The organism is Nitrogeniibacter aestuarii (genome assembly GCF_017309585.1).
Taxonomy (GTDB): Bacteria; Pseudomonadota; Gammaproteobacteria; order Burkholderiales; family Rhodocyclaceae; genus Nitrogeniibacter; species Nitrogeniibacter aestuarii.
In genome coordinates this window covers 4,268,640-4,292,241 of the sequence record NZ_CP071321.1, presented here as the reverse complement: position 1 = coordinate 4,292,241, position 23,602 = coordinate 4,268,640, and the positions used below count along the sequence as shown (strand labels likewise).

At 63.4% G+C, this 23,602-nt stretch carries 22 protein-coding genes and 1 riboswitch; of the genes, 12 read left to right on the top strand and 10 right to left on the bottom strand.

The window, feature by feature from the left end:
- The first annotated feature begins 52 nt into the window (after positions 1 to 52).
- The 3 genes from J0W34_RS19920 (at position 53) to pedF (ending at position 2,479) form a co-directional block, all read left to right on the top strand.
- Positions 53 to 1,414 carry a DUF2314 domain-containing protein gene (locus J0W34_RS19920; RefSeq protein ID WP_230969948.1) on the top strand — a complete coding sequence of 454 codons (1,362 nt, stop codon included), beginning with the start codon at positions 53 to 55 and terminating at the stop codon, positions 1,412 to 1,414.
- Between the two features lie 143 nt (positions 1,415 to 1,557).
- Positions 1,558 to 1,854, top strand: coding sequence for a hypothetical protein (locus tag J0W34_RS19915; protein WP_227816041.1), 297 nt, complete (start codon positions 1,558 to 1,560; stop codon positions 1,852 to 1,854).
- Positions 1,855 to 1,996: 142 nt separating this feature from the next.
- Positions 1,997 to 2,479, top strand: a complete 483-nt coding sequence (gene pedF, locus J0W34_RS19910; RefSeq protein WP_227816042.1) for a cytochrome c-550 PedF — start codon at positions 1,997 to 1,999, stop codon at positions 2,477 to 2,479.
- A gap of 26 nt (positions 2,480 to 2,505) precedes the next feature.
- Here the strand turns inward: pedF and J0W34_RS19905 are convergent, their stop codons facing one another.
- The 3 genes from J0W34_RS19905 to msrP all read right to left on the bottom strand — a co-directional run bounded on the left by J0W34_RS19905 (position 2,506) and on the right by msrP (position 4,545).
- Complete coding sequence (locus J0W34_RS19905; RefSeq protein WP_227816043.1) at positions 2,506 to 2,883, bottom strand: TfoX/Sxy family protein; 378 nt, start codon at positions 2,881 to 2,883, stop codon at positions 2,506 to 2,508.
- A gap of 30 nt (positions 2,884 to 2,913) precedes the next feature.
- Positions 2,914 to 3,378, bottom strand: a complete 465-nt coding sequence (locus tag J0W34_RS19900) for a hypothetical protein (RefSeq protein WP_230969947.1) — start codon at positions 3,376 to 3,378, stop codon at positions 2,914 to 2,916.
- 219 nt (positions 3,379 to 3,597) lie between these two features.
- On the bottom strand, positions 3,598 to 4,545 hold the full coding sequence (msrP, locus tag J0W34_RS19895) for a protein-methionine-sulfoxide reductase catalytic subunit MsrP (protein WP_230969946.1): 948 nt from the start codon (positions 4,543 to 4,545) through the stop codon (positions 3,598 to 3,600).
- 121 nt (positions 4,546 to 4,666) lie between these two features.
- Between msrP and J0W34_RS19890 the strand changes: the two genes are divergently transcribed.
- The 8 genes from J0W34_RS19890 (at position 4,667) to J0W34_RS19855 (ending at position 16,320) form a co-directional block, all read left to right on the top strand.
- Complete coding sequence (locus tag J0W34_RS19890) at positions 4,667 to 5,368, top strand: HupE/UreJ family protein (RefSeq protein ID WP_230969945.1); 702 nt, start codon at positions 4,667 to 4,669, stop codon at positions 5,366 to 5,368.
- 3 nt (positions 5,369 to 5,371) lie between these two features.
- Positions 5,372 to 5,962 (top strand): hypothetical protein, encoded by a 591-nt coding sequence (locus J0W34_RS19885; RefSeq protein ID WP_230969944.1) that lies wholly within the window; start codon positions 5,372 to 5,374, stop codon positions 5,960 to 5,962.
- 69 nt (positions 5,963 to 6,031) lie between these two features.
- Positions 6,032 to 9,526 carry an ATP-binding protein gene (locus tag J0W34_RS19880; protein WP_230969943.1) on the top strand — a complete coding sequence of 1,165 codons (3,495 nt, stop codon included), beginning with the start codon at positions 6,032 to 6,034 and terminating at the stop codon, positions 9,524 to 9,526.
- 22 nt (positions 9,527 to 9,548) lie between these two features.
- The gene (locus tag J0W34_RS19875) at positions 9,549 to 9,905 is read left to right on the top strand and encodes a response regulator (protein ID WP_227816049.1); all 357 of its coding nucleotides are present in this window, start codon (positions 9,549 to 9,551) and stop codon (positions 9,903 to 9,905) included.
- A 177-nt stretch (positions 9,906 to 10,082) separates the two neighbouring features.
- On the top strand, positions 10,083 to 13,349 hold the full coding sequence (locus J0W34_RS19870; RefSeq protein ID WP_230969942.1) for a PAS domain S-box protein: 3,267 nt from the start codon (positions 10,083 to 10,085) through the stop codon (positions 13,347 to 13,349).
- Between the two features lie 141 nt (positions 13,350 to 13,490).
- A complete protein-coding gene (locus J0W34_RS19865; RefSeq protein ID WP_230969941.1) occupies positions 13,491 to 15,152 on the top strand; it encodes an alkaline phosphatase D family protein in 1,662 nt (553 codons plus the stop codon).
- Positions 15,153 to 15,274: 122 nt separating this feature from the next.
- Positions 15,275 to 15,640 (top strand): VOC family protein, encoded by a 366-nt coding sequence (locus J0W34_RS19860; RefSeq protein ID WP_230969940.1) that lies wholly within the window; start codon positions 15,275 to 15,277, stop codon positions 15,638 to 15,640.
- A 221-nt stretch (positions 15,641 to 15,861) separates the two neighbouring features.
- The gene (locus J0W34_RS19855; protein WP_227816053.1) at positions 15,862 to 16,320 is read left to right on the top strand and encodes a hypothetical protein; all 459 of its coding nucleotides are present in this window, start codon (positions 15,862 to 15,864) and stop codon (positions 16,318 to 16,320) included.
- A gap of 461 nt (positions 16,321 to 16,781) precedes the next feature.
- Here J0W34_RS19855 and J0W34_RS19850 read toward each other — a convergent pair whose 3' ends face one another.
- Positions 16,782 to 17,123: a YciI family protein gene (locus J0W34_RS19850; RefSeq protein ID WP_230969939.1), complete on the bottom strand. Its 342-nt coding sequence runs from the start codon at positions 17,121 to 17,123 to the stop codon at positions 16,782 to 16,784.
- A 142-nt stretch (positions 17,124 to 17,265) separates the two neighbouring features.
- Between J0W34_RS19850 and J0W34_RS19845 the strand changes: the two genes are divergently transcribed.
- Complete coding sequence (locus J0W34_RS19845; protein ID WP_230969938.1) at positions 17,266 to 18,033, top strand: Lcl domain-containing protein; 768 nt, start codon at positions 17,266 to 17,268, stop codon at positions 18,031 to 18,033.
- A gap of 13 nt (positions 18,034 to 18,046) precedes the next feature.
- Here J0W34_RS19845 and J0W34_RS19840 read toward each other — a convergent pair whose 3' ends face one another.
- From J0W34_RS19840 to ahcY, 6 genes are all read right to left on the bottom strand, one after another.
- On the bottom strand, positions 18,047 to 18,598 hold the full coding sequence (locus J0W34_RS19840; protein ID WP_230969937.1) for a nucleotidyltransferase domain-containing protein: 552 nt from the start codon (positions 18,596 to 18,598) through the stop codon (positions 18,047 to 18,049).
- A 74-nt stretch (positions 18,599 to 18,672) separates the two neighbouring features.
- Positions 18,673 to 19,509 carry a methylenetetrahydrofolate reductase [NAD(P)H] gene (gene metF, locus J0W34_RS19835; RefSeq protein WP_227816057.1) on the bottom strand — a complete coding sequence of 279 codons (837 nt, stop codon included), beginning with the start codon at positions 19,507 to 19,509 and terminating at the stop codon, positions 18,673 to 18,675.
- Positions 19,510 to 19,534: 25 nt separating this feature from the next.
- The gene (locus J0W34_RS19830; protein ID WP_230969936.1) at positions 19,535 to 20,362 is read right to left on the bottom strand and encodes a TlyA family RNA methyltransferase; all 828 of its coding nucleotides are present in this window, start codon (positions 20,360 to 20,362) and stop codon (positions 19,535 to 19,537) included.
- Between the two features lie 13 nt (positions 20,363 to 20,375).
- Positions 20,376 to 21,251 carry a carbon-nitrogen hydrolase family protein gene (locus J0W34_RS19825; RefSeq protein WP_227816059.1) on the bottom strand — a complete coding sequence of 292 codons (876 nt, stop codon included), beginning with the start codon at positions 21,249 to 21,251 and terminating at the stop codon, positions 20,376 to 20,378.
- The gene (locus J0W34_RS19820; protein ID WP_230969935.1) at positions 21,248 to 21,907 is read right to left on the bottom strand and encodes a GNAT family N-acetyltransferase; all 660 of its coding nucleotides are present in this window, start codon (positions 21,905 to 21,907) and stop codon (positions 21,248 to 21,250) included. Before J0W34_RS19820 ends, J0W34_RS19825 begins: the two co-directional genes overlap by 4 nt.
- 67 nt (positions 21,908 to 21,974) lie before the next feature.
- The gene (gene ahcY, locus J0W34_RS19815; RefSeq protein WP_230969934.1) at positions 21,975 to 23,384 is read right to left on the bottom strand and encodes an adenosylhomocysteinase; all 1,410 of its coding nucleotides are present in this window, start codon (positions 23,382 to 23,384) and stop codon (positions 21,975 to 21,977) included.
- Positions 23,385 to 23,458: 74 nt separating this feature from the next.
- Positions 23,459 to 23,560: riboswitch (S-adenosyl-L-homocysteine riboswitch) on the bottom strand.
- Positions 23,561 to 23,602: the final 42 nt, after the last annotated feature.

The following is a 23,602-nucleotide window of genomic DNA, read 5'->3' as shown; positions in this document are numbered from 1 at the left end:
GCCGTCCATGCCATTTCAATGGGCGGGTTCCGTTTCCCGTTCGAGGTGTCCTGTGCCGGTCCTGAAGTCGCTGTTCATCGCCTTCGTCTGCGTTTTTTCAACGGTGACGGCATCGGCGCCGGGCGAGCCGCTTCCCGGTTCGGCATGGTCGCCCGGGCGCGTGGGCTTCGTGATTGCGCTGTATCACCTGGACGCCCCTGAGTCTGACCCGGTTGCAGCCGCCCGGCAGCTTGTTGCGTCGGCGTTCCCCGGCGTGACGGTTGTCGATGACATTCCCGAATCGGCCGAAGCACCGGCGGCGGTGCGCTTCGATTACATCCGGGAGGATCTGGCCACCCGGTTTGCACCGCCGGACATGAACTTCCTGCGCTATTTCGGGCGCGGGCTCACACGCGAGCAGGGCGAAGCGCTCCAGCAGGCGCCATCGGCCCTGGTGATGCTGTTCGTGCATCCGGCCGGTGAAGCGGATTCGGCGCTGCGCCGGGCGCAAACGCTCGCGGCGGCGCTGGCCGCTCAGGGGCGCGTGGTGATCTGGGACGAGGCCACCCGCGAGGCCTTCAGTCCCGCCGCCTGGAAAGAGCAACGCATCGACAGCTGGCAGGGCGACATCCCCGATGTGATCCGCCAGACCACCATTCATGCCTATCAGAGCGATGACAGCTTTCGCGCCATTTCACTGGGGATGGAGAAATTCGGGCTACCCGATCTGGTGCTTGAGGAGACGGCCTCGTCACTGACCCGACCGCTGGGCCATGCGCTCAACGGGCTTGCCCAGCGGCTGGTCGAGGGTGCGCGCCCCGACGCGGCGGGCGCGATCGTGCTGGACGCCCGTGGGCTGAAGCACGACCGGGTGCGCGAGGTCTTGCTCGAAGAGATCCAGTCCGACGGGGCCGGCAAGGCGCGCATCTGGTTGCGTGAAGCGCGCCGTGACGATGGTGACCCGCAGAACGCGCTCGCGGCGATGACCTTTTCCGCCACACAGGATCAGGAGCCCCGTGTTGCCCAGCGCGCGTTTTCAACGGCCTTCTTCGGCAAGCCCGAGGACCAGGTCATCATGGGGGATCACGGCGACGACGAACTGATCGCGGCGAGCGAGCGTGCCAGGGCGCGTCTGTCGTCATTCAGGCCCTTGGTCCAGAAAGGCTTGCCACCGGGCGAGCGCTTTCTGGTCAAGGCGCCCTTCACACATGCGGACGGCAATGAATGGATGTGGGTTGAGGTCATGCAGTGGGTGGATGACAAGATGACCGGCATGCTGCTCAGCGATCCGCGCTTTGTGGACAACCTCAAGACCGGGCAGACCGTCACGGTCGATCAGGGCGAGGTTTTCGATTTCATGCACTACCGGGCCGACGGCAGTGTCGACGGCGGCGAAACCAACGAGGTGCTGCAGCGGCAAGCGTCACAGCGCTGATGCGGTCCGGACCGCTATTTATCAGCCCCAGGCGGGAATTTTTTGCGTGGCTGTGGTCCAATGCCTTAAACCCCTTTTCCTCGAGGGTGTTGGTGCATCCTTGATGCAAGGGGGGCGAGAGCCCACTTCGCAAGGAGCCGCGCATGACCCCTCAGAGCGTAGAACACCTCATGGAAGACATCGAGCGGGAAGATCCGCTCGATTTCGGTCTGCTCTCCATCGACGAGCAGGATGCGCGTCAGTTGATGGCCAGTCACTTCTGCGAAGTCAATGAAGTGCTGGCGGATCAGGGGCTCGATATCGAATCACGCCTGGAAGTGATGACGGCGATTGCCGCCCACACCATGGTGGAGAACATGCTGCTCAACGTGGAGCGGCTCAAGGATCAGGCGGCGGACGAATCGTTCTCCGACTGGCTGAGTCAGCACGGCATGAAGTAGCGGACAGTCGTCGGCCCGGCCGGCGGAGGGAGAGGTTCCGGGGCGACTGCGGTCGTCGCCGGGGTCGCGTGGTGAAACATCCATACACCGCCAGGTTCTGCGCGCCGCGCCGCTGGGCTTGTCACTGACCCGGGAGAATCCCATGTCCTTGTCTGACGCGGGCCGTCGCGCTCGTCTTTTTTCCGCATCCCTCTTGCTGACGCTGTCGGCGGCGGTTGTCCATGCCCACGGGGATGTCACCCCGCACCCGGTGGATACGCACGCACTGACACAGCTCGGTAGCGAGTGGCTCGATGCCGATCCCTATCGTGGCAATGAAAAGGCCATCGAGATCGGCGCCGAGGGCTACAAGCACAACTGCGCGGCGTGTCACGGCCTCAATGCCGTGTCCGGTGGCATGGCACCCGACCTGCTCAGGCTCACGTCCGACTGTGCCGGCATGTCTGCTGACAGCAAGGCCTCATGTCTGAATGACAGCGACGAATACTTCCGCGACGTGGTGCTCAACGGCAAGAAAAACAGTGAAGGCCGGGTCACCATGCCTGGCTACGAGACCGTCTTTACCCAGGAGGCGGTCTGGGCGATCAAGGCCTATCTGGACAAGCGGACCGAAGAGGTGAATTGATCAGCTGCTGACACCGCGGACATCATTCAGGCGCCCGGGGCGCCGCGCCGTGGCTTTCTGGCCGGTTTGGTCTTGCGGTGGCGCAGCGCGCAATCAATGCCCAGACGCGCCCACGGCGCCATGGCGGCGGGGCTGTCCAGTGCGCTGTCGGGCGGTGTCCAGTAGCCGAGCGTGAAGGGCTTGCCTTCGCGCTCATAGGTGAAGGGTTCGCCACCGGCCGCTTCGAACTGCGGCGCGCTCTGCGGATCGGCTTTCAGATACAGGGTGTCTTGCGCGATCAGCGCAAAGAACAGGTCGTCCACGTAGAACCCCCAGCCCCCGAACATCCGCTTGGTGCGGATGATGCCCAGCGGCGAGAACAGTTCGATGGCGTGCTGGACATGGTCGGGGAGTGGGGCGGGCATCGGGCCTCTCTCAGGCCCGCGGTCGCGCGCCTAGTGCGTCATGGGTTCGTGAGCCGCTGCGGTCGTGCCCGGGGGCGGTGCGCAGCGTGCGAATTGCATGATACGCCCGACGCGCAGCAACTGACCCTGGGCGTGCAGATACATGTTCTGGGCGGCGTAGGCGGCGCGTTCGGTCTGCACGAGGGACGGACAGTCCTTGTAAATGGCATCGCCCCCCTGGGCGTACTGCAGCACATGAACCAGTTCGTGCACCAGGAAGGAGTTATCGGACGGGTCGTCCACGTCCAGGTCGTCCCGATAGAGCACGCGATTGCGCTCCATGTCGAACAAAGCCACGATGCCGCGGCAGTTGGCGACCTTTTCCTTGCAGGCTTCGGCCTTGAGCATGCTGCCGGGCATGGGGATGAACTCAGGCAGCGACTCGACGGGGACGGGCGGCAGGCCCGAGACCTTGACGGCGGCGCTGAGCAAATAGGCGACGAGTTGGGTATCCATGGCAATACTCCCTGTGGGCTGACATGTTTTTGCTCCCTTCCCTGACTCGGCCTTCTGTGGGCCGCCTCTCTCGGGGTTTGTTGCGCTGCAACAAATGTCGATTTCACTATAGGCTTTCTACGCCTTGTGTCTAGCGTTTCTCCAGATTTCCCTGACGAGCGGTCGGCCTTTTGTCACGCTTTTTGTGTTTGCAAGTGGCTGATATGACGTTTGTTTTTTTCAGAATGCACGTTGCAGATCCATGCCGGCATAGAGGCTGGAAACCTGTTCGGCATATCCGTTGAAGGGCAGGGTGTCGCGCTTGAAAAGCTCGCCGATACGCCGTTCCCGGCTTTGGTCCCACTGTGGATGCTGCAGCTGCGGATTCACATTGGCGAAGAAACCGTAGGCCTTGTGATCGGCCTTGGGCCAGCTGGTGAGCGGCTGATCTTCGGTGAAGGTGATGCGCACGATCGACTTGGCACTCTTGAAGCCGTACTTCCACGGCACCACGATGCGCACCGGAGCGCCGTTCTGACGGGGCAAGGTTTCGCCGTACAGCCCGAGGCCGAGCAGTGTCAGCGGATGCATGGCCTCGTCCAGGCGCAGCCCCTCGACGTAGGGAAACTCCAGAAAGCCGAAGAAATGCGGCGTGATCACCTCGGGATCGTAGTAGCTCTCGAAGCGCACGTATTTGGCCGAGCCCAGCGGCTCGACGTGCTTGAGCAAGGTCGAGAGGGGATAGCCCACCCAGGGCACGACCATGGACCAGGCCTCGACGCAGCGCAGGCGGTAGATCCGCTCTTCGAGCGCGGCCAGCTTGAGCAGGCGGTCGATGTCGAGCGTGACGGGCGTGCGCACCAGGCCGTCGATGGTGATCGCCCAGGGGCGGATCGGCAGTTTGTGGGCGTAGAGCGACGGATCGCCTTTCGAGGAGCCGAATTCGTAGAAATTGTTGTACTCGAGCAGTTGCTTAAGCGGGGTCGGTGTCTCGTTGGTGGAAAAGCGACTGGCCGCGAGCGGCGTCAATGGGGTCGTGTCAGGCGCGTTGGCTGCATGGGCCGGCAGACCCAGGGTGGCACCGGCCAGCAGCGCGCCGCCGTGCGCAAGAAAGCGGCGGCGGGATTCAAACACCGTTTGGGGCGTGATCTCGGAGGGCGCGATATCGGCAGGTCGGCGTATCAGCATGGCACTCGAATTCAGGGGAGACCTGAATGAGACCGCCCGTGGGAACCAATGCTTACTGCCACTCGTCCGAAAGTGTCAGTGTGCTAGCCTAGCCGCCACCTGAGTCGCCAAGCCTGACCCCATGCGTTTCTCCTTTTCTCGCGTTGCCGGCCCGATCATGTTGCCCATGCTGCTCTCGCTGTTCGCAGCGGGGGCGCTGGCGCATGGGGTGGCCGAAGGCGATGCCCAGTTCATGCAGCAAAGCAGCGGGACACAGCTGTTGCCCTTCATCTACCTGGGGGCAAAGCACATGGCCACCGGCTACGACCATCTGTTGTTCCTGGTCGGGGTCATTTTCTTTCTCTACCGCATGAAAGACGTGGGGCTCTATGTGAGCTTGTTTGCCGTCGGCCACAGCGTGACGCTGCTGTACGGGGTCCTCAGCGGCACCCACGTCAATCCCTACCTCGTGGACGCGATCATCGGCCTGTCGGTGGTGTACAAGGCGCTCGACAATCTGGGGGCCTTCAAGGTCTGGTTCGGCGTGCAGCCCGACACCCGTGCCGCGGTGCTGGTCTTCGGGCTGTTCCACGGCTTCGGTCTGGCGACCAAGCTGCAGGATTTCGCCCTGCCCGAGGAGGGGCTGGTGGCCAACATCATCGCCTTCAACGTGGGCGTGGAGATTGGCCAGATCCTTGCGCTGGGGGCGATCCTGATTGCCATGGACGCCTGGCGCCGCAGCCACGCCTTTGCCCGCCAGGCCTTTGGCGCCAACGTGCTGCTCATGGTGGCGGGCTTTGTGCTGGTGGGCTATCAGCTCACCGGCTACCTGATCGAGAGTTGAGACATGACCGACACGACCAAGCACCACACGCCATTGCACGATATCGGTGACCTCGACCCGGAGGGGCTGCCCAGTTCGCGAAGCCTTGTGAAGGCGACACTGCTGGCCATCGTGATTGCCGCCGTCGTTCTGGTGCTGGCCGTGCTGCCGGCGGAGTACGGTATCGACCCGACGGGGCTGGGGCGCAAGATGGGGCTTGGTGCATTGCACGAGGCCGAGGTGGCGAGCCAGACCGTGACCGCCGAGACGGTGGCGCGCGCCGACACCGCGCTGCAGTCGAAAACCCTCACCCTGCCACTCATGCCGGGGCAGGGACTCGAGATCAAGGCGGTGATGAAAACCGGCCAGAGCTTCGTGTTCGACTGGTCCGCCGAGGGTGGGCCGGTGCATGTGGACATGCACGGCAATGCGGCCGATGCGGCCGAGGACGACTTCACCAGCTACTGGATCGAAGATGCGCTCACGGGTGGGCGTGGCACCTTTCGCGCGCCGTTCGACGGCCATCACGGCTGGTACTGGAAGAACAACGGCAACCAGATGGTGACCATCAAACTGCAGGTCAGCGGCTTCTACGACGAAATATATATGCCATGAGGCACGTGCCGACAGGCTGAGCCGCCCGAAGCGCATAAAGTTTGGCGTATTTCGACCCGATATGGGTTGATGGCCGAACATGCCCCGACACCCGAAGCCGCGCTTTCCAGACGCGCGGCGCTGAGCGCCCGGACGATCCGCGGCACGCTGCGTCGTTTCGTGGTGCTCGCCGTACCGGTGTTGCTGGTCGCCAGCCTGGGGCTGAAGTTGCTCTTCGAGCAGTATCAGAACAGCCGCTTCGAAGTGGTTGCTTCGCGCGAAGAGGGGTACCTGCGCGCGGTCGAGGTGGTCGTCCAGCAGGAATTCGACGACGTGATTGGCGATCTGGACACGCTGGTCGCCGCCATTTCGCTGTATCGGTGGTCCGCTGACGCTGCCGCGCTTGAGAAGCTCCCGGCGCTTTTCGTGGCCTACGGGCAGGAGAGCGCCCGTTACGACCAGATCCGCCTGCTCGACCTGGACGGTCAGGAGCGCGTGCGGGTCAACTTCCGCGGTGGTCGAACCGAGGTGGTCCCCCCCGAGGCGCTGCAGAACAAGGCGGATCGCCCGTACTTCACACACAGCCGCGCGCTGCAGCCCCATGAGCGCTACATCTCGGCACTTGAACTGAATATGGAGCACGGCCGGGTCGAGCAGCCGCTGCGTCCGACGATTCGCTTCACCGCCTCGGTGTACGACAGCGACGGCAAGAAGACGGGTGTGCTCGTCATGAACTACAACGCGAACAGGATCGAAGAGCGCCTGCGCACCTTTGCCGGCGTGGGCGATCCGGTCGACAACCTGCTGGTCAACGCCCGCGGTCAGGTCATGATGGACAGCCGGCAAAGCATGAGTGACTGGCTCGTGCGGGCCACGCAGGAAGACACCCGTCTGGCCCGTGTGCGGCCCGCGTGGTCGGCTGCCATGGCCAGTGGCGACGACAACGGCCGCTTGCTGGATGAAAACGGTTTGCTGCTGTTTCATCGCATGGAGCCCCTTGGCTCCGGTCGCACACGCCACGCCGATACTCTCACTACATCGCCAGGCCACTACCGATGGACGTCCGTCCGCTTCGTGCCGGCCCAGACCCTGTTCGCAAACTCGTTCGTGAATTCATTCCCCGGGCGCATCGCCATGGCCAGCGTGCTGGGGGCCATGGCCGCCTTCATGCTGATTGCCGCCTGGTACGTGGAGCGTGACGTGCGCCGCCGGCGCGAACAGATGGAGTTGCTCGAAGGCCGTGAGGCTGAACTGGGCGCGCTGATCGATGCGGCACCGAGCGGCATCCTGGTGGTGGACGATCGGGGCGTGATTGTCCATGCCAACCGCGAACTGTGTGCGCTGTTCGGCTACGAGCACGATGCGCTGGTGGGTCAGCCGGTCGAATGCCTGATTCCCGAGCGGCTGCAAAGAGCGCACCCGGACCTGCGCGCGGGCTACTTTGCGCGGCCCTCGCCTCGCAAGATGGCCGAGAACACGCCAGAGCAGGCGCTCATGGCGCGGCACCGGGATGGGCATGAATTCCCGGTGGCGGTGAATCTGAACATGTTCGGCAGTGGCGCACGGCGGCGCGCCATCGCCACGGTGATCGATGTCCGCCAGCGGCGCCAGTTCGAGGACAGCCTCAAGACCGCGCGTGACCAGGCGCAGGCGGCGAGTGCCGCCAAGAGCGCATTCCTGGCCACCATGAGCCATGAGATCCGCACGCCGCTCAATGCCATCGTCGGCATGAGCTACCTCATGAGCCGCGGGGAGCTGACAGAGGATCAGCGCCAAGACGTGGCCGCCATTCAGTCGTCGAGCAACGCATTGCTGGCGTTGATCAACGACGTGCTCGATTTCTCGCGCATCGAGGCGGGCGAACTGATGATCGAAGCGCGTCATTTCCTGATCTCCGATGTGCTCGACAACCTGCGTCACATGTTCCGCGCCGCTGCCGAGACCAAGGGCATCGTGCTGGAGATCGGGGCCGTCCCCGCGGGCGTGCCGAACAAGGTAACGCTCGATCCGTCGCGGCTGCAGCAGATTCTCGTCAATCTCGTCAGCAACGCCATCAAGTTCACCGAGGTGGGCTCGGTACGTCTGAACCTGAGCATCGCCGAGCCGTTGCCGGCGGATGACCGGGTAATGGTTCGCTTTACCGTCGGCGATACCGGGATCGGGATTGATCCGGAGCGTCAGGCAAAGCTGTTCGACCCCTTCGTGCAGGCCGATTCGAGCACCAGCCGCAAGTTCGGCGGCAGCGGTCTGGGCCTGTCCATCGTCAAGCGGCTGGTCGAGCTGATGAATGGGCGCATCGGCTGCGAAAGTGCGGTGGGCGCCGGCGCCCGGTTCTGGATCGAGTTGCCGTTCGGGATTCCCGATGCCAGTGCCACGCTCAGCCTCGGACCGAGCGCAAGCCGGGAAGACGTCAGGGTGTTGCTGGTTGGTTCGGACCCGGCACAAGTGGGCGAGATCCGGTCGTACTGCCAGAGCTTCGGGTGGACGCTGGATGTGATTGACGGAAGCTGCAGTGCGCCTCAGCAGGTGTGCGAGCGGCTGCAGTCCGTCTGGATCGACTGTGTGCTGGTGGGCGACCCCGGGCTGACCGTCGTCTTGCTCGACACGCTGCGTGGCGTCGAACGCCCGGTACCGGTGTTGATGCTTGGCGACGCCCGTCAGGCGCTGTGTGCCCACCTCGCAGGTCCCTTGAACGGCTCGTCCCTGTTCAATGCCATCAATGAACTTGTTGTGGCTCATGGTGCCGCACCGGGCCGTCTGAGCCTGAATTCCCGCTTGTCGTCAAAACACCTCTGGCTGGCCGATGTGCGGGCGCTGGCTGTCGACGACAGCGAACTGAACCTGCGGGTGGTGGAGCGACTGCTCGGCCTGCAGGGGGCGATCGTGACAATCTGTCAGTCGGGCGAGGCCGCACTGGCGCGAATCGAGAGCGGCGAAGCCTTCGACGTTGTTCTCATGGACGTCCAGATGCCGGGTATGGATGGCTTCGAAACCACGCAGAGGATTCGTTCGCTCAATCCGGCGGCCTGCCCGCCGATCGTCGCGCTGACCGCCGGGACCACCAAGGCCGACATCGCCCGCGCAGTCGATGTGGGCATGTGCGAGCACCTGTCCAAGCCGGTCGATCCCGTCATGCTCGTGCGTGTCGTACGTGGGTGTGTGGAGCTTGCCAAGGGGGGCACGGTTGCGCTTGTCGGCGCTGGCCCGAACGCGCTTGAATCGCCCGTCGATGCGCCCTGGCCGCACATCGCGGGCATTGATTCTGAGATGGCGAGCGCGCTGATGCTGGGCGATCAGGCGTTCTTTGCGTCGGTGCTGGACACCTTCATGCGTAACACCCACACCGTCGCAGCCGTCTTGCGCGAGGCGGGAGAGGCCGGCGATGTACTCGCCGCCAGCCGGATCATTCACAAGTTGCGCGGGCAGGCCGGCAATGTGGCGGCGCTGGCGTTGCAGGCCGCGGCCGGCGAAGCGGAAGCGAAGCTGGGCGAACAGACACTGGCCGACGCGGACCCGGACGGCCTGATCCATACCCTTGAGGCACTGCGGACGGACATCGAGGCCTGGCTGGCCAAACGCAACTGACAAAACACAGAGAGATGGCGTTGTGAAGACAATACTGGTGGTGGATGACGATGAAACCTTCGTGGCCGTGCTGTCGAACCAGCTGCGGGCGCTCGGGTTTGGTGTCATTGAAAACACCTCGGGCACGGACGTGCTCAGGCAGATCGATGTACATGGGCCGGTGGCCTGTTTCATCGACGTGGTCATGGAGGCCAAGGACGGCCTTGAAACCATGACCGAGATCGTGATGAGGGACACTCGTCCCAAACTGATCGCGGTGTCATCGAACACCATGTACCTGGAGTGGGCCGAAGGCCTTGGGGTGGATGCCGTGCTCGGCAAGCCGGTCTTCCCGCAGCAGCTTCGCGAGCTGCTCACGAGGCTGGATATTTGCCCCTAGTATCCTGAAAGGATGCGCTGAAATGTATCAAAAGTAATAGAAAAATCATTCAAGGTGCCCGCGCTGACGCCGTTACCCCTCGAACCGGGGTCGAGCCGTCGTCAATGACCGTCCCGGTAGATCGGGTGTCAGTGCCGGTAGCGGCTGGCACGCATGTGTGCTGCCCCGAGGGAGTTCATGGGCCTAGTTACCGCCTTCAATTCGTATGCCAGCCATCTGGCGCCGGAGTCGGCCAAACGTCTGCAGTTCAGGACGATCTGGCCGTTTCTGCTGCTCGTGATCGTGTTGCTGATCACGGCCATGCTCGGCATTCACATGATGTCGGCGGTGCGTGCGTTCGTGTACGGCGAGGGGCTGTGGTCGAAGGCCGAAGATCAGGCACTGATCCATCTGTCGGCCTATGCAGCTACACAGTCACCCGAGGAGTACGCCCATTTCCAGACGGCGATTGCCGTCCCGCGGGCGTACGCGCGGGCGCGCGACGCGCTGCTCCAGTCGCCACCTGACACCCGGGTGTCCCGCCTGGCGCTGATTGAAGGCGGCACAGACCCGGCTGATGCAGACGACATGATCCTGTTCTTCCGGGTGTTCCATGACACCGCCCTGCTCAAGCGACCCTTGGCGATCTGGGCGGAAGGCGATGGTGAAATCGAACGGCTCGACACGGTGGCCGTGCGTCTGGACGAGGCGATCCGGCGTGGCACGTTCGACGATGCGATGCGCGCGGAGGTCATTGAGGAAATCCACGAAATCAACCGCATCCTCACGCCGCTGGAGTATGCCTTTTCGATCTCCATGAGTGACTCGGCGCGCACCGCCAGCACCTTCATCACCTGGGCGTTGTTGATCCAGACTGCCGTACTGGCCGCGCTTGGATGGGGGGTATCCCGGCGCCTGATCACCCAGCACGTCCGGGCCAACCAGGCCATGCACGCCGAGGCACGGAAAAACATTGCCTTGCTGCGCAACACCAGTGACGGCATGGTCATTCTCGACACAAGCGGCCATGTGGTCGAGGTGAGTGATACGTTCTGCGACATGCTGGGCTACACCCGGGACGAAATGCTGGGCATGAACGTCCGCGAATGGGAGGCCAAGCTGTCGGACCAACAACTGCAACATCAGCTCGCAAAACATCGTGAGGAGGGCGCGCGGGTGCAGTTCGAGACACTGCATCGTCGCAAGGACGGTTCGGTCTATGTGGCTGAAATCAGCGCCATCCCCCCGTCCGAGGCCCATGGCGAGTTGTTCTACTGCCTGACCCGGGACATCACCGAGCGCAAGCGCATGGAGACCGTCCTGCAGGAGAGCGAGGCGCGCTTCCGTACGCAGTTCGAATCCTCGCCTGATGCGACCCTGATCATCAGTGGCCGGAACTTCGTCGAAGCCAACCGCGCTGCCGCGGAGCTGTTCGGCCTGGGTTCGAAAGAGGAGGTGACCCGCATTCATCCGGGCAGTCTGTCCCCCGCCGTGCAGCCCGACGGCAGACCCTCCGCAGAGAAGGCCGACGAGATGATGGCCCTGGCTGAAAGCCAGGGGCTGCACCGCTTCGAATGGGTGCACAAGCGTATTGATGGCAGTGAGTTCATCTGTGAGGTCACGCTGTCTCGCCTCAAGATCGCCGGCGAGGACGCCTTGCTTACCGTGATTCGCGACATCACCGAGCGCAAGGCGGCCGAGACCAGCATCCGTGAAGCGGCCGAGTTGCAGGAGGCGCTGCGCGAACTGCTCGAACTGAGCATGACGGACCAGCCGCGCGCAACCGTGCTTGAGCGCTTCCTGGCGCGCCTTTTCCGCGTGTCGTGGCTGTCGCGCATGCCCCGGGGGGCCGTTTTCATTCTCGACGCCGGGTCTGACGCGCTCACGCTCGAGGCCAGTCATGGTCTGCCTGTCGGCTTGGTCGACCGCCTGGCCGAGGTGAGGGCCGGACAATGCCTGCATCGGGCCGCCATGACGCGAGAGGTGCAGTTCGGCGTCTGCGACGGCGCCGAGATGCGGGACACCTTCTCCGAAGTCGCAGACGCTTATCCCTACAGCTTGCCGCTGCTCTCGGAGCAGGCCGTGCTGGGGCTGCTGGTGATCTTCCTGCCCGAGGGGGAAACGCCGCACACGCGACTGGATGCATTCGTGCGTGCCGCCGCCGACCTGCTGTCGGGCTATATCAGACGCCAGGATGCCGAGGCTGCGCTGGTGGCCTACCAGGAGACGCTTGAATCCCAGGTGCGCGAACGCACCATGGAGCTGGAGCAGGCCAAGGAGGCGGCAGAGGCCGCCAATCAGGCCAAGAGTGCCTTCCTGGCCAACATGAGCCACGAAATTCGCACGCCGCTCAACGCCATTCAGGGGCTGGCTTATCTGGTCAGGCGCTCCGGACTCAATCGAGAGCAGGATGCCCAGATGGGCAAGTTGCTCTCGGCCAACGAGCACCTGGGTGAGGTCATCAACTCGGTGCTGGAACTGTCGAAGATCGAGGCCGGCAAGCTCAGCCTCGATCATGCCCCGATCAATGTGTCTGAAATGGTGGCCAGGGTGTATGCCCTGATCGAACCCAAGGCGCAGGAAAAGGGCCTCGATGTGGTGTGCGAGGTCGGGGCGCTGCCCGCCGGACTGCTGGGTGACAGCACGCGACTCCAGCAGGCCTTGCTCAATTACGCCGGCAATGCAGTCAAGTTCACGCGCAACGGCCGCGTGACGCTGCGCGTGAGGGTCGAGGCGGCGGACGACGCCAGCGTCCTGCTGCGCTTCGAGGTTGAAGACACCGGCATCGGGATCGCCCCCGAGGTGTTGCCGCGCCTGTTCAGCGCCTTCGAGCAGGCAGACAACTCGCTGACCAGTGCTTACGGAGGCACCGGGCTCGGCTTGGCGATTACGCGCAAGCTCGCGCACCTCATGGGCGGCGATGCGGGCGCGCGCAGCACGCTGGGCAAGGGAAGTTGCTTCTGGTTCTCGGCCCGGCTGAGTCGATCGAATGTGATCGACATGGTATCCGGGCGCAGCGCCGAACCCAGAGCCGAAGAAGACGTCGAAGCCGCGCTGAAGCGGGACTTTGCCGGCTTGCGTGTGTTGCTGGTCGATGACGAGGTGTTCAACCGGGAGATCGGCGAAGCCATGCTCGAAGAAGTCGGGTTGCGTGTGGATACGGCGCGCGACGGCGCTGAGGCGGTTGCCATGGCCAACAAGGGCGAGTACGCCCTTATCCTCATGGATATGCGCATGCCGCGCATGGATGGCCTTGAGGCCACCCGGCGCCTGCGCGAGGAGGCCCGTACGCGTCAAGTGCCCGTCATTGCCATGACCGCCAACGCCTTCGATGAAGACCGCCGACGCTGCATTGCCGCTGGCATGGACGACTTCGTTCCCAAACCCATCGACCCGGACGCCTTCTACGCCACCGTGCTCAAATGGTTACGCCAGCGTACCCACGCCGCGTCGGAAACGTCATAGCGCGCTGACATGTGTGCCGGTCGTACAGCGGCCGGGAATGTGGAACCATTGAGCCGTCGCCCAAGCGTCGCATGCGCGTCACGTGTGCGTCATGCCTGATTGATAGCGTGCTCCTGCCTTTCATCCACGCAGGAGCCCGCCATGTCTGTTGTCCTCAAGCCGTCCCGCCGTCGCTTTCTGAAATCCACCGGTCTGCTCCTCGGTGCAGCCGTGCCCGGCGTTGCCGGTGTGCGCACCGCGTTTGCCGCGCCCGCCTACATCACGCTCGATGGCAATCGCCCGCAGCTTGACCAGGGCATCCAGATCGGCGATGTGCGCGCCGATCGCGCCATGATCTGGAGCCGCACCGACCGCCCCTCGCGCATGATCGTCGAGTACGACTTCGACGGCAGCTTTGCCGAACCGGTCATGCTGCGCGGCCCGCACGCCCTGCAGACCACCGACTACACCTCGCGCCTCGACCTCACCGGCCTGCCGGCCGACCGTGAAGTGTTCGTGCGCGTCTCCTACCAGGACCTGTCCAACGAGCGCGTCATGAGCGAGGCCGTCAGCGGCCGTTTCGTGACCGCCCCGATTGGCGCCCGTGACATCCGCTTCGTGTGGAGTGGCGACACCGCTGGCCAGGGCTGGGGCATCAACCCCGACTTCGGCGGCATGAAGATCTATGAAGCCATGCGCCAGACGCAGCCGGACTTCTTCATCCACAGCGGCGACAACATCTACGCTGATGGCCCGATCTCCGAGTATCAGGACGCCGAAGACGGCAAGGTGTGGCGCAACCTGGTGACCGAAGAGGTCTCCAAGGTGGCCGAGAGCCTTGACGAATTCCGTGGCCGCTACAAGTACAACCTCATGGACGAGAACGTGCGCCGCTTCAACGCCGAAGTGCCGCAGATCTGGCAGTGGGACGACCACGAGGTGGTTAACAACTGGTCCGACAGCAAGGACCTGTCCGGCGACATCCGCTACAGCGAAAAGAACGTGCCGCTGCTGGTCGCCCGTGGCAGCCGCGCCTTTCAGGAATACGCGCCCATGCGTCCGTTCTCGGCCGTCGAGAGCGAGCGCGTGTATCGCCACATCCCCTACGGTCGCCTGATGGACGTGTTCGTGCTCGACATGCGCAGCTATCGCGGCCCCAACACCGACAACCGCCAGACGGAAGCCAGCCCCGAAACCGCCTTCCTCGGCGCCGAGCAGGTCGCCTGGCTCAAGCGCAAGCTGGCCGAGTCCCGCGCGGTATGGAAAGTCATTGCCGCCGACATGCCCATCGGTCTGCTGGTGCGCGACGGTGCCAAGTGGGAAAACCTGGCCAATGGCGACGGCGAGCCCCTGGGCCGCGAGCTGGAGATGGCCGACCTGCTGCGCTACATCAAGCGTGCCCACATCAAGAACACCGTGTGGTTCACCGCCGACGTGCACTACTGTGCTGCCCACTACTACGACCCGAACAAGGCGCAGTTCCAGGACTTCGACCCCTTCTGGGAATTCGTCACCGGCCCGCTCAACGCCGGCAGCTTCGGCCCCAACGGCCTGGACAACACCTTCGGCCCGCAAGTGGTCTTCCAGAAGGCCCCGCCGGCCGCCAACACCTCACCCTTCGGTGGCTACCAGTTCTTCGGGCAGGTGGACATCGACGCCCGTACCGCGGAGATGACCGTGGCGCTCAAGGACATCGACGGCGCCACCGTGTTCACCAAGACGCTCGCACCGGAAGGGCGCGGGCGTGGCTATGGACACGGCCATGGTGACAAACACGACCACGAACACGACCACGGTCGCGGTCGCGATCGCGATCGCCGCTGAAACAACGGTTCGACCAATGACAGACCGCACCTTCCGGTGCGGTCTTTTCGTGTCACCCCGCGCGGGGCCGCGCCGGCGGCATGCTAGGGTGATATCCCGCCCCGACTGCCACAGGTGCCCGGATGAAAGCCCTGTTCATCTCCTTTCCCGCCGCCGACTACACGGCCAGCAAGCATTTTTACGAAGACGTGGTCGGGCTCACCGTCCGCCGAGAACACAGCGGCCAACCCCATCGCTTCACTGACTACGAGCTCGGCGGGCTCGCGCTCAAGCTCTTCGAATGGCTCGACCCCTGGCACGGCAGCGGCCACTCCGGCCTGTTCATCGAAACCGACGAGTTCGATGCCGCCGTCGAACGCATTCGCCGATCCGACGCACGCCAGTTCGATGTCGTAGTGCACGCTTGGGGCGGACGCTGCTGCACGGTGGCCGATCCCTTCGGGAATCTGTTTGATCTGATTGACGCGCGGGAAAAGGGGTTGGGGTAGGGGGCGGAGTGGCGACATTCGGCCCAGAGCGGCCGGCTACCTTTCGGACGTATTCGTCAGCTCAGAACCTTAAACGGTCTCTCGTTGGTTATTGCGCCCTACGCGAGCTACAGATCCTCCCCATGAAGTCGTAGATTACCGTACGGTATATGTCAAACCCGTAACTGGCCGGCCACCAAAGGCGGCTTCTTGTTTTCAACTCATACGGTAGCAATCCATCCATGAATCGACTCGCTCTGACCCTGCCCCTACTCATGTTCCTTGCCGCAACGACGCTTGCACATTCAGCCCCTGGGGATAAAAAGCTTGAAGGCGCCGTCATCGGCGTGTTGGGCATTGAAAATCTGGTCATGCGTATGGCACAGACCTGTTCGCGGGTCAATGCCAGCGCTGCCGACACATACAACGGCGCGGCCAACGACTGGCGCCGGCGCAATGGCGAGACAGTTGCTTTGGCAAAGCGCGTTCTGGGGCAGGCGTTTGACGAGAGCATGCAGTCGTTGATCAATCTCGGCGTACAGGCGAAGAACGATGGGTCGTTCAACGCTGTGATGAAAGCACAGCCGGCGGCACAGGCTCGATGGTGTGATCGGTCGGCCGGAGAAATCAATCAGGGGCGGCTCGATGTACATAACAACTCGAAGCTGACTACGCCGCTGGCTGCGTACGGGCAGCCGTAACGGAATGACCTGCTTGCTGGACGACTTTGTCCGGGCGTCGCCATGTGACGCTCCTATCGGCAGCTCGCTCGAAGCGCCGAATTCAAGCGCGGGTACCAGTGGCGGATAAGGACGCATCGTCCCTCCACCTCGGCTCCCTCGCGCACTGCAAACAAGAGAGCGCTTTAAACATACAAGCCCGGATGAGGGCCGCAGGCCCGACTCCGGGAACATCAGTTCAAACCAGCACCACTGCTGCCGGATGCCGCTGGGCTGCATCCGGGCTACGAATCAAAGTCAGTTGACTGCTTCGGGTCGGGTGCGTCCCGACACGCCCTCATCCGTGTAGGTCAGCTTCGAGGCGGTAGTGCTCTTCGTTCGAAGCCTTGCCTTTGTCCGCATTCGCCAAGACGCCCGAGCCATAGCGTCATCGCCTCACTGTTCTTTTCCGGGATATCGGGCTCACCCATCGAGCATCGCCATCAGTTGAAGGCCCGTACCTCTACCGGCGCCCGGCAGGCGCGTGCGGCGCGTGTGCCCCAGGCCATTGCGTCGGCCTCATGGGTGACTTCGATCACCCAGAAGCCACCGACATGTTCTTTTGTGGGCAGGTAGGGGCCGCGAGAGAGCAGGGGGTGTCCGTCGGCGTCGAGCCGGATGGACTGCGCGAGACGCGCGGGTTGAAGGCCGCCGACGAAGATCCGGACGCCGGCGGCCACCATGGCGTCGTTGAGCGCGTCGATGGCCTGGTGCATGGCGGCGTCTTCGGCGTTGGCGGGATCGTAGTCGTCGGGGTGGTGGATGGCGATCAGGTAGCAGGGCATGGGGCCTCCTTCATGGGTGCGTATACCCATGGTCGAACGCAAAGCGTCCGATTCGACAGTGTGCCGGATTGATGACGAGGGCTTGGACTCCATCGCGTAGTTTGGCATGGTCGACGCATGACCCACTGACGCAGGCAGGCCCGTGATCGATTCCGTGATTGAAGTGCTCTCCGATCCGGGGAAGTCCGTCCCGATCGTGATCGGTGCGGCTGTGTCGTGGTGGCTTGCGCATCGCTACTCGTTTGCGCCCAGGACCCCAAAGTTGCGCCACGCCCGCAAGCACAAACGCACGGATTTCGGCTGCAGCTTCAGTCGGCGTGAAGCTGCAGCCGTTGAAACCATCGAGACTCCGGTCGGACGCTTCCGCATCAATGGTGACGGTACGATGACCGATCTGACACGCGGTTTGATGTGGATTCAGGCGCCATGGGGCATGGCGTGGGATGGCCGGGAATTTGCCGGCACGCCGATCAGAATCAACTGGTGGCATGCCACGGAATTGTTCGGGCGTGGCGAGTCCATTGCCGTGGCATCGGCGGGGCTCTCGCGGGCGCAATTGGCGGTGGCTGCAACCAAAGCGCCAGCGCGCGGCAGTTGTACCATCGAGTTCGCCGGGCACGACGATTGGCGCCTGCCCTCGGTAGGCGAACTCGACGCCATCGGGCTCTATGATCCGGCCAGTGACGACGCCGGTTTTGTCGACCCCTGGCGCGAGGGCGCCAGCCTGCTTCGGGCAAGACTGTTTCCGAATCTCCAGCGACTGAGTTATGACTTTGCGCTGTGGTCGGCCAACGAACAAGGCCCTGCCACCGCCTGGGCCATGGAGCGCAGCGCGACAATTGGCGACCACGCCAAGAAGACGGAGAAGTGTGTTCTGGTCGTCCGTGGGGTGAGGCCCGAGGGCGTGTAGGCCGGTTGAGTGGTCAGGGGGAAATTGCCTGAATGTCCTCCCGGTCCACGACACGGTCGAGGAGGCGCTTGTAGGCGATCAAGGCGTCACGGTGCATCAGCGGGACCGACACGCCCAGTACCGTCACGATGTCCGGATCCCGAAAGTCGATGTCGAGTGCAACCCACTCATGCTTTTGGGCATTGAGGATCTTCGCGCCGTCAGCGTTGCCGACTTCGATCTTCGTGCCCTGATAAATGAACTGGACGTAGTCGAGATCCCAGTGCTCGTGGCGATAGTGCGTTGCCGGTTTGGAAATGAAATCGCGGGCGGCTTGAACGACGTCCTGGAACCGATGGCCAGGGACGAACAGATCGATGTCGTGAATCGGTCGAGTCGCGCCAAAGCCGGCAGCAGCGAGGCCTCCGCAGATGACATAAGGGCAGTCGAGGTCTTTGAGCAGTGCGGCGATCCACCGCAGGGCTGCGGTGGCGCCGTGTTCGTCGTCTGATTTCAAAGTCGAGTCCTGAAAGGGGAAGTCTGACTGTCGCGGTCCATTGAAACTGCGAATGGTCTTGTCATGCAAGGGGGCTGCCATGCCCTGGCAAAAAAATACCGGCCATATGGCCGGTACGTGTCGAAGAGAGCTTGCCCTTACCCTCACACGAGACCCAGCCGCTCCACGATCGTCGAGGTCGGCCCGGCCTGGTTCATGCTGTAGAAGTGCAGGCTCGGGGCACCGGCGTCGATCAGCTTGGCGGCGAGGTCGGTGACCACGTCGAGGCCGAAGGCCTTGACCGAGTCGGTGTCGTCGCCGAAAGATTCGAACTTGCGACGCATCCAGCGCGGGATCTCGGCGCCGCAGGCGTCCGAGAAGCGGGCCAGCTTGCTGAAGCTCACGATCGGCATGATGCCGGGCACGATGGGAATGCTGATGCCCATGGCCTCGCACTCGTCACGGAAGTGCAGGTAGGCATCCACGTTGAAGAAGTACTGGGTGATGGCCGAGTTGGCGCCCGCGGCGACCTTGCGCTTGAAGGCGTCGAGGTCGGCCTGGGCGTTGCGGGCCTGGGGGTGGTATTCCGGGTAGGCGGCCACTTCGATACTGAACCAGTCGCCGGTTTCCGCGCGGATGAATTCGACCAGTTCGTTGGCGTAGCGCAGTTCGCCGCCGCCCTGGACGCCGGAGGGCAGGTCGCCGCGCAAGGCGACGATGCGCTTGATGCCCCGCTCCCGATAGCGATTGAGAATGGCGCGGATGCTGTCCTTGGTGCTGCCGATGCACGACAGGTGAGGCGCTGCCTCGAGGCCTTCGTCCTGAATCTCGAAGACGGTGTCGAAGGTCCGCTCCTGCGTGGAGCCGCCGGCGCCATACGTGACCGAGAAGAATTCGGGCTTGAGCTGGGCGAGCTGGGCTCGCGTGTCGCGCAGTTTGGCGACGCCGGCGTCGGTCTGCGGCGGGAAGAATTCGAGTGAGAACGGGATCTTCTGGGTCATTGTTGTCGTGGTGTCGTGCCGGGCTTCAGGCCCGGGTGGCGTGAATGAAGAATTCGCGGTTGCCGTCGCTGCCGGTGATCGGGCTGTCGAAATAGTCGATCACCCGAAGGCCGCAGTGTTCGGCGCAAGCCCGGATTTTACGTTCCACTTCGGCATAGCGCGAGGTGTCCGTGACGATGCCGCCCTTGCCCAGGTTGCCGGGCCCGACTTCGAACTGGGGTTTGACCAGCGAGATGATGTGCCCGTCGGGCGCGAGCAGCTCGGGCCACTGGGGCATGAGCAGCGTGAGTGAAATGAAGCTGGCGTCGCAGACGATGAGGTCGAAGCCGGCCTCCGGGTACAGATCGTCGAAGTCGGCACGGCTCAGGGTGCGCGCGTTGATGCCCTCGCGGCAGCGCACTTGCGGGTGGTTCTGCAGGCGTGGGTGGAGCTGGTCGTGGCCCACTTCGATGCCGGTGACATGGGCGGCGCCGGCTTGCAGCAGACAGTCGGTGAAGCCGCCGGTGGACTGGCCCACGTCGAGGCAGCTCATGTCCGACACGTCCAGCCCGGTTTGCCTGAGCGCGCCGGCAAGCTTGAGTCCGCCACGCGAGACATAGAGGTCGTCCTCGGCCGGCTCGACCTCGATGTCGGCGTTGATGGCGAAGGCCATCGACGCTTTCTTGATGATTTCACCGTCCACCGTGACCCGGCCCTTGGTGATCATGCGCTGGGCTGACGTGCGCGAAGGCGCGTAGCCGCGCTCGACCAGCAGGCTGTCGATACGGAACAGGCCGCCGCGATCGACGGCTTCGGACACGTGGGGCTGGGGCACCGGCGCCGGCTTGGCCGAGCGACGGTGAAAGGATTTCATCGACACGTGCGGCTCACCCCACTTTCACCACTTCGACCGGATGCTCATACACATCCTTGCGCTTGTCGTAGAGCGGGATGGTGGTGCCCTTGATGCGGTTCGCTTCCAGGTCGGCCAGATCCACTTCAGCCACCACGATCTGTTCGATGTTGGGCGTGCCTTCGGCGGCAATGCCGTCGCGGGCAAAGGGGAAGTCCGACGGGGTGATGATGGAGGCCTGGCCGTAATGCAGACCGAGACCCTCGACCGGCAGGTTGCCCACGGTGCTGGTATGCACCACGAACACCTGGTTTTCGATGGCTCGGGCGTGGCAGCAGTAGCGCACCCGTAGAAAGCCTTGGCGGTCGTCGGTACATGAAGGCACGAACAGGATGTCGGCGCCGGCCTCGCACACCATGCGGGCCAGTTCGGGGAACTCGATGTCGTAGCAGATCAGGATGGCGATCTTGCCGAAAGGCGTCTCGAACAGGCGCAGCTGGTCGCCGGCGTCGGTGTTCCACTTCTCGCGCTCCCAGCGGGTGCGGTGGATCTTGTCCTGTTCATACACTTCGCCCGTGGGGGTGAAGTAGAAGGCGGTGTTGAGCAGCTTGCCCTCTTCATTCACGTGCGGGTGGCTGCCGCCGATGAGGTGCACATTCCACTGGGCCGCCAGCTCCTGCATGAGGTCTTTGTAGCGGCGGGTGTAGTCGTGCATGTTGCGCACCGCCTGGCTCACGTCGGACGAATCCATGAAGCTCATGAGCTGGGTGGTGAAGATCTCGGGCAGCAGCACGAACTGGGGGTTGTAGTCCCCGGCGGCTTTCATGATGAAGCGCACCTGGTTCTCGAAACCCGACCAGTCGTGGATCTGGCGCAGCAGGTATTGGACGGCGGCAATGCGTACGATCATAGGTCGATGGTCTCCGGAATGTGGGTGGGTCGGGACGGGTCGTAGTCGTCGTTGATCCAGACGATGATCGAGGCGTGTCCGCAAGACTCCTTGTCTTCGGGCAGGTAGTCCTCGATGACGCCGCAGAAATCGAAGCCTTCATGCAGCTGAAAGCTGAGCACCATGTCCTTGAAGTCGCCCCACACCACTTTCTGGGCGTAGGTCTGTGGTGACATCTCGGCAGCATGCGTGTGATAACCAGGCAGGCGACCGCAGGCAATGATGCGTTTGAGATTCATCGCCCGGCAGATGCTGCGACGGCCTTCGTAGAGCTTGTGCCCTGCGCCTGTGCCACGAGCCTCGGGTGCGACGAACACCTCTGCGCCATAGAGCGTCTTGCCCTCGGGGGTGTGATGCTCGAAGGTGCCCGCGCCGGTGATTTCCTTCCAGGTGTGCGAGTCGGACCAGTCGTCCCAGATGATGATGAGCGCGCTGGCGCAGCCGATGATCACGCCATCCTCACTCTCCGCCACGAGCTGCCCTTGAGGGAACACGTCGAGCTGTTCGGCCAGTTTGCGCCGGCTCCAGGGGGGGATTTCGGGATAGACACGCGCCTGCAGCGCGATGAGTTCCGGAATGTCGTCCGGTCGCGTGTGGCGCACGCGGGTATTGGGCATGGCTCCTCCTGAGCGATTCAATCGGCCGGCATTGCAAGAATGCCGGCCGACTCAGGGCCGAACCCGATCAGTAGCGGTAGTGCTCCGGCTTGTACGGCCCCTGTTTCGGTACACCAATATAGGCAGCCTGCTCGTCGGTCAGTTCCGTCAGCGTCACGTTGAGCTTTCTGAGCTGCAGGCGGGCGACCTTCTCGTCCAGGTGCTTGGGCAAGGTGTAAACACCGACAGGATAGTCCGAAGTCCGGGTGTAGAGCTCGATTTGCGCGATGGTCTGGTTCGCGAACGAAGAACTCATCACATAGCTCGGGTGGCCGGTGGCGCAGCCCAGGTTCACCAGGCGGCCCTGGGCCAGCAGGATGATGCGCTTGCCATCGGGGAAGATCACGTGATCGACCTGCGGCTTGATCTCTTCCCACTCGTACTGCTCGAGGGAGGCGACATCGATCTCGTTGTCGAAGTGACCGATGTTGCACACGATGGCCTGGTCTTTCATGGCCTTCATGTGATCGTGCGTGATCACGTGGAAGTTGCCGGTGGTGGTCACGAAGATGTCGCCATGGGCGGCCGCCTGTTCCATGGTCACCACGCGGTAGCCTTCCATCGCCGCCTGCAGCGCGCAGATCGGGTCGATTTCGGTGATCCACACCTGGGCGGACAGGGCACGCAGTGCCTGGGCGGAGCCCTTGCCCACATCGCCATAGCCGCACACCACGGCCACCTTGCCTGCGATCATCACGTCGGTGGCGCGCTTGATGCCGTCCACCAGCGATTCGCGGCAGCCGTACAGGTTGTCGAACTTGGACTTGGTGACCGAATCATTCACGTTGATGGCCGGGAAGCGCAGATCGCCACGCTGGTGCATCTGGTACAGACGATGCACACCGGTGGTGGTCTCTTCGGTCACGCCCTTGATCTGTTCCAGGCGGGTGGAGTACCAGGTCGGGTCGGTGGCCAGCTTGGCCTTGATGGCGGCGAACAGGCAGGTTTCCTCTTCGCTGGTCGGCTTGGCGATCACGCTCTGGTCTTTCTCGGCCTTGGCACCCAGGTGCAGCAGCAGCGTGGCATCGCCACCGTCGTCAAGAATCATGTTGGAGTAGCCGCCGTCGGCCCACTCGAAAATGCGGTGGGTGTAGTCCCAGTAGTCGGTCAGCGACTCGCCCTTCACGGCAAAGACCGGAATGCGCTGGGCGGCAATGGCGGCTGCGGCATGGTCCTGCGTGGAGAAGATGTTGCACGAGGCCCAGCGCACTTCGGCCCCCAGCGCCACCAGCGTCTCGATGAGCACGGCGGTCTGAATGGTCATGTGCAGCGAACCGGTGATGCGTGCGCCCTTGAGCGGCTGGGTCTTGGCGTATTCCTCGCGGATGGCCATGAGACCCGGCATTTCGGTTTCGGCGATGGCGATTTCACGACGGCCGAAATCGGCCAGCTTCATGTCGGCGACGATGTAGTCGCTAAAGTCAGTCACAGCGTTCATGCGAACTCCTTGCTATGACCGGGGGGAGGCGGGGGCGTCCGAGCTCACGCACCTCCCGTGCCCGGCACGGGTTGATGTCGTGAGCGCCGTTGAAACCAGGCCACCCGTGGCGGGTGGCTTTCCGAGCCTGGGGGCGGTCAGGGATGACCGGCGGCCTCGCAGCGCTCCTCGGAAAGTTCGGAAGTATACGGCAAAGACGGAAAAAACTTTAGGGCGGT

What these genes read in the sequence shown, in the direction of transcription:
- ahcY (WP_230969934.1), bottom strand. Translation starts at nt 23,384, where the DNA reads ATGAACGCTGTGACTGACTTTAGCGACTACATCGTCGCCGACATGAAG.
- J0W34_RS19825 (WP_227816059.1), bottom strand. Translation starts at nt 21,251, where the DNA reads ATGATCGTACGCATTGCCGCCGTCCAATACCTGCTGCGCCAGATCCAC.
- J0W34_RS19890 (WP_230969945.1), top strand. Translation starts at nt 4,667, where the DNA reads ATGCGTTTCTCCTTTTCTCGCGTTGCCGGCCCGATCATGTTGCCCATG.
- metF (WP_227816057.1), bottom strand. Translation starts at nt 19,509, where the DNA reads ATGACCCAGAAGATCCCGTTCTCACTCGAATTCTTCCCGCCGCAGACC.
- msrP (WP_230969946.1), bottom strand. Translation starts at nt 4,545, where the DNA reads ATGCTGATACGCCGACCTGCCGATATCGCGCCCTCCGAGATCACGCCC.
- J0W34_RS19860 (WP_230969940.1), top strand. Translation starts at nt 15,275, where the DNA reads ATGAAAGCCCTGTTCATCTCCTTTCCCGCCGCCGACTACACGGCCAGC.
- J0W34_RS19880 (WP_230969943.1), top strand. Translation starts at nt 6,032, where the DNA reads ATGGCCGAACATGCCCCGACACCCGAAGCCGCGCTTTCCAGACGCGCG.
- J0W34_RS19830 (WP_230969936.1), bottom strand. Translation starts at nt 20,362, where the DNA reads ATGAAATCCTTTCACCGTCGCTCGGCCAAGCCGGCGCCGGTGCCCCAG.
- J0W34_RS19905 (WP_227816043.1), bottom strand. Translation starts at nt 2,883, where the DNA reads ATGCCCGCCCCACTCCCCGACCATGTCCAGCACGCCATCGAACTGTTC.
- J0W34_RS19915 (WP_227816041.1), top strand. Translation starts at nt 1,558, where the DNA reads ATGACCCCTCAGAGCGTAGAACACCTCATGGAAGACATCGAGCGGGAA.
- J0W34_RS19850 (WP_230969939.1), bottom strand. Translation starts at nt 17,123, where the DNA reads ATGCCCTGCTACCTGATCGCCATCCACCACCCCGACGACTACGATCCC.
- J0W34_RS19865 (WP_230969941.1), top strand. Translation starts at nt 13,491, where the DNA reads ATGTCTGTTGTCCTCAAGCCGTCCCGCCGTCGCTTTCTGAAATCCACC.
- J0W34_RS19900 (WP_230969947.1), bottom strand. Translation starts at nt 3,378, where the DNA reads ATGGATACCCAACTCGTCGCCTATTTGCTCAGCGCCGCCGTCAAGGTC.
- J0W34_RS19855 (WP_227816053.1), top strand. Translation starts at nt 15,862, where the DNA reads ATGAATCGACTCGCTCTGACCCTGCCCCTACTCATGTTCCTTGCCGCA.
- J0W34_RS19885 (WP_230969944.1), top strand. Translation starts at nt 5,372, where the DNA reads ATGACCGACACGACCAAGCACCACACGCCATTGCACGATATCGGTGAC.
- J0W34_RS19820 (WP_230969935.1), bottom strand. Translation starts at nt 21,907, where the DNA reads ATGCCCAATACCCGCGTGCGCCACACGCGACCGGACGACATTCCGGAA.
- pedF (WP_227816042.1), top strand. Translation starts at nt 1,997, where the DNA reads ATGTCCTTGTCTGACGCGGGCCGTCGCGCTCGTCTTTTTTCCGCATCC.
- J0W34_RS19870 (WP_230969942.1), top strand. Translation starts at nt 10,083, where the DNA reads ATGGGCCTAGTTACCGCCTTCAATTCGTATGCCAGCCATCTGGCGCCG.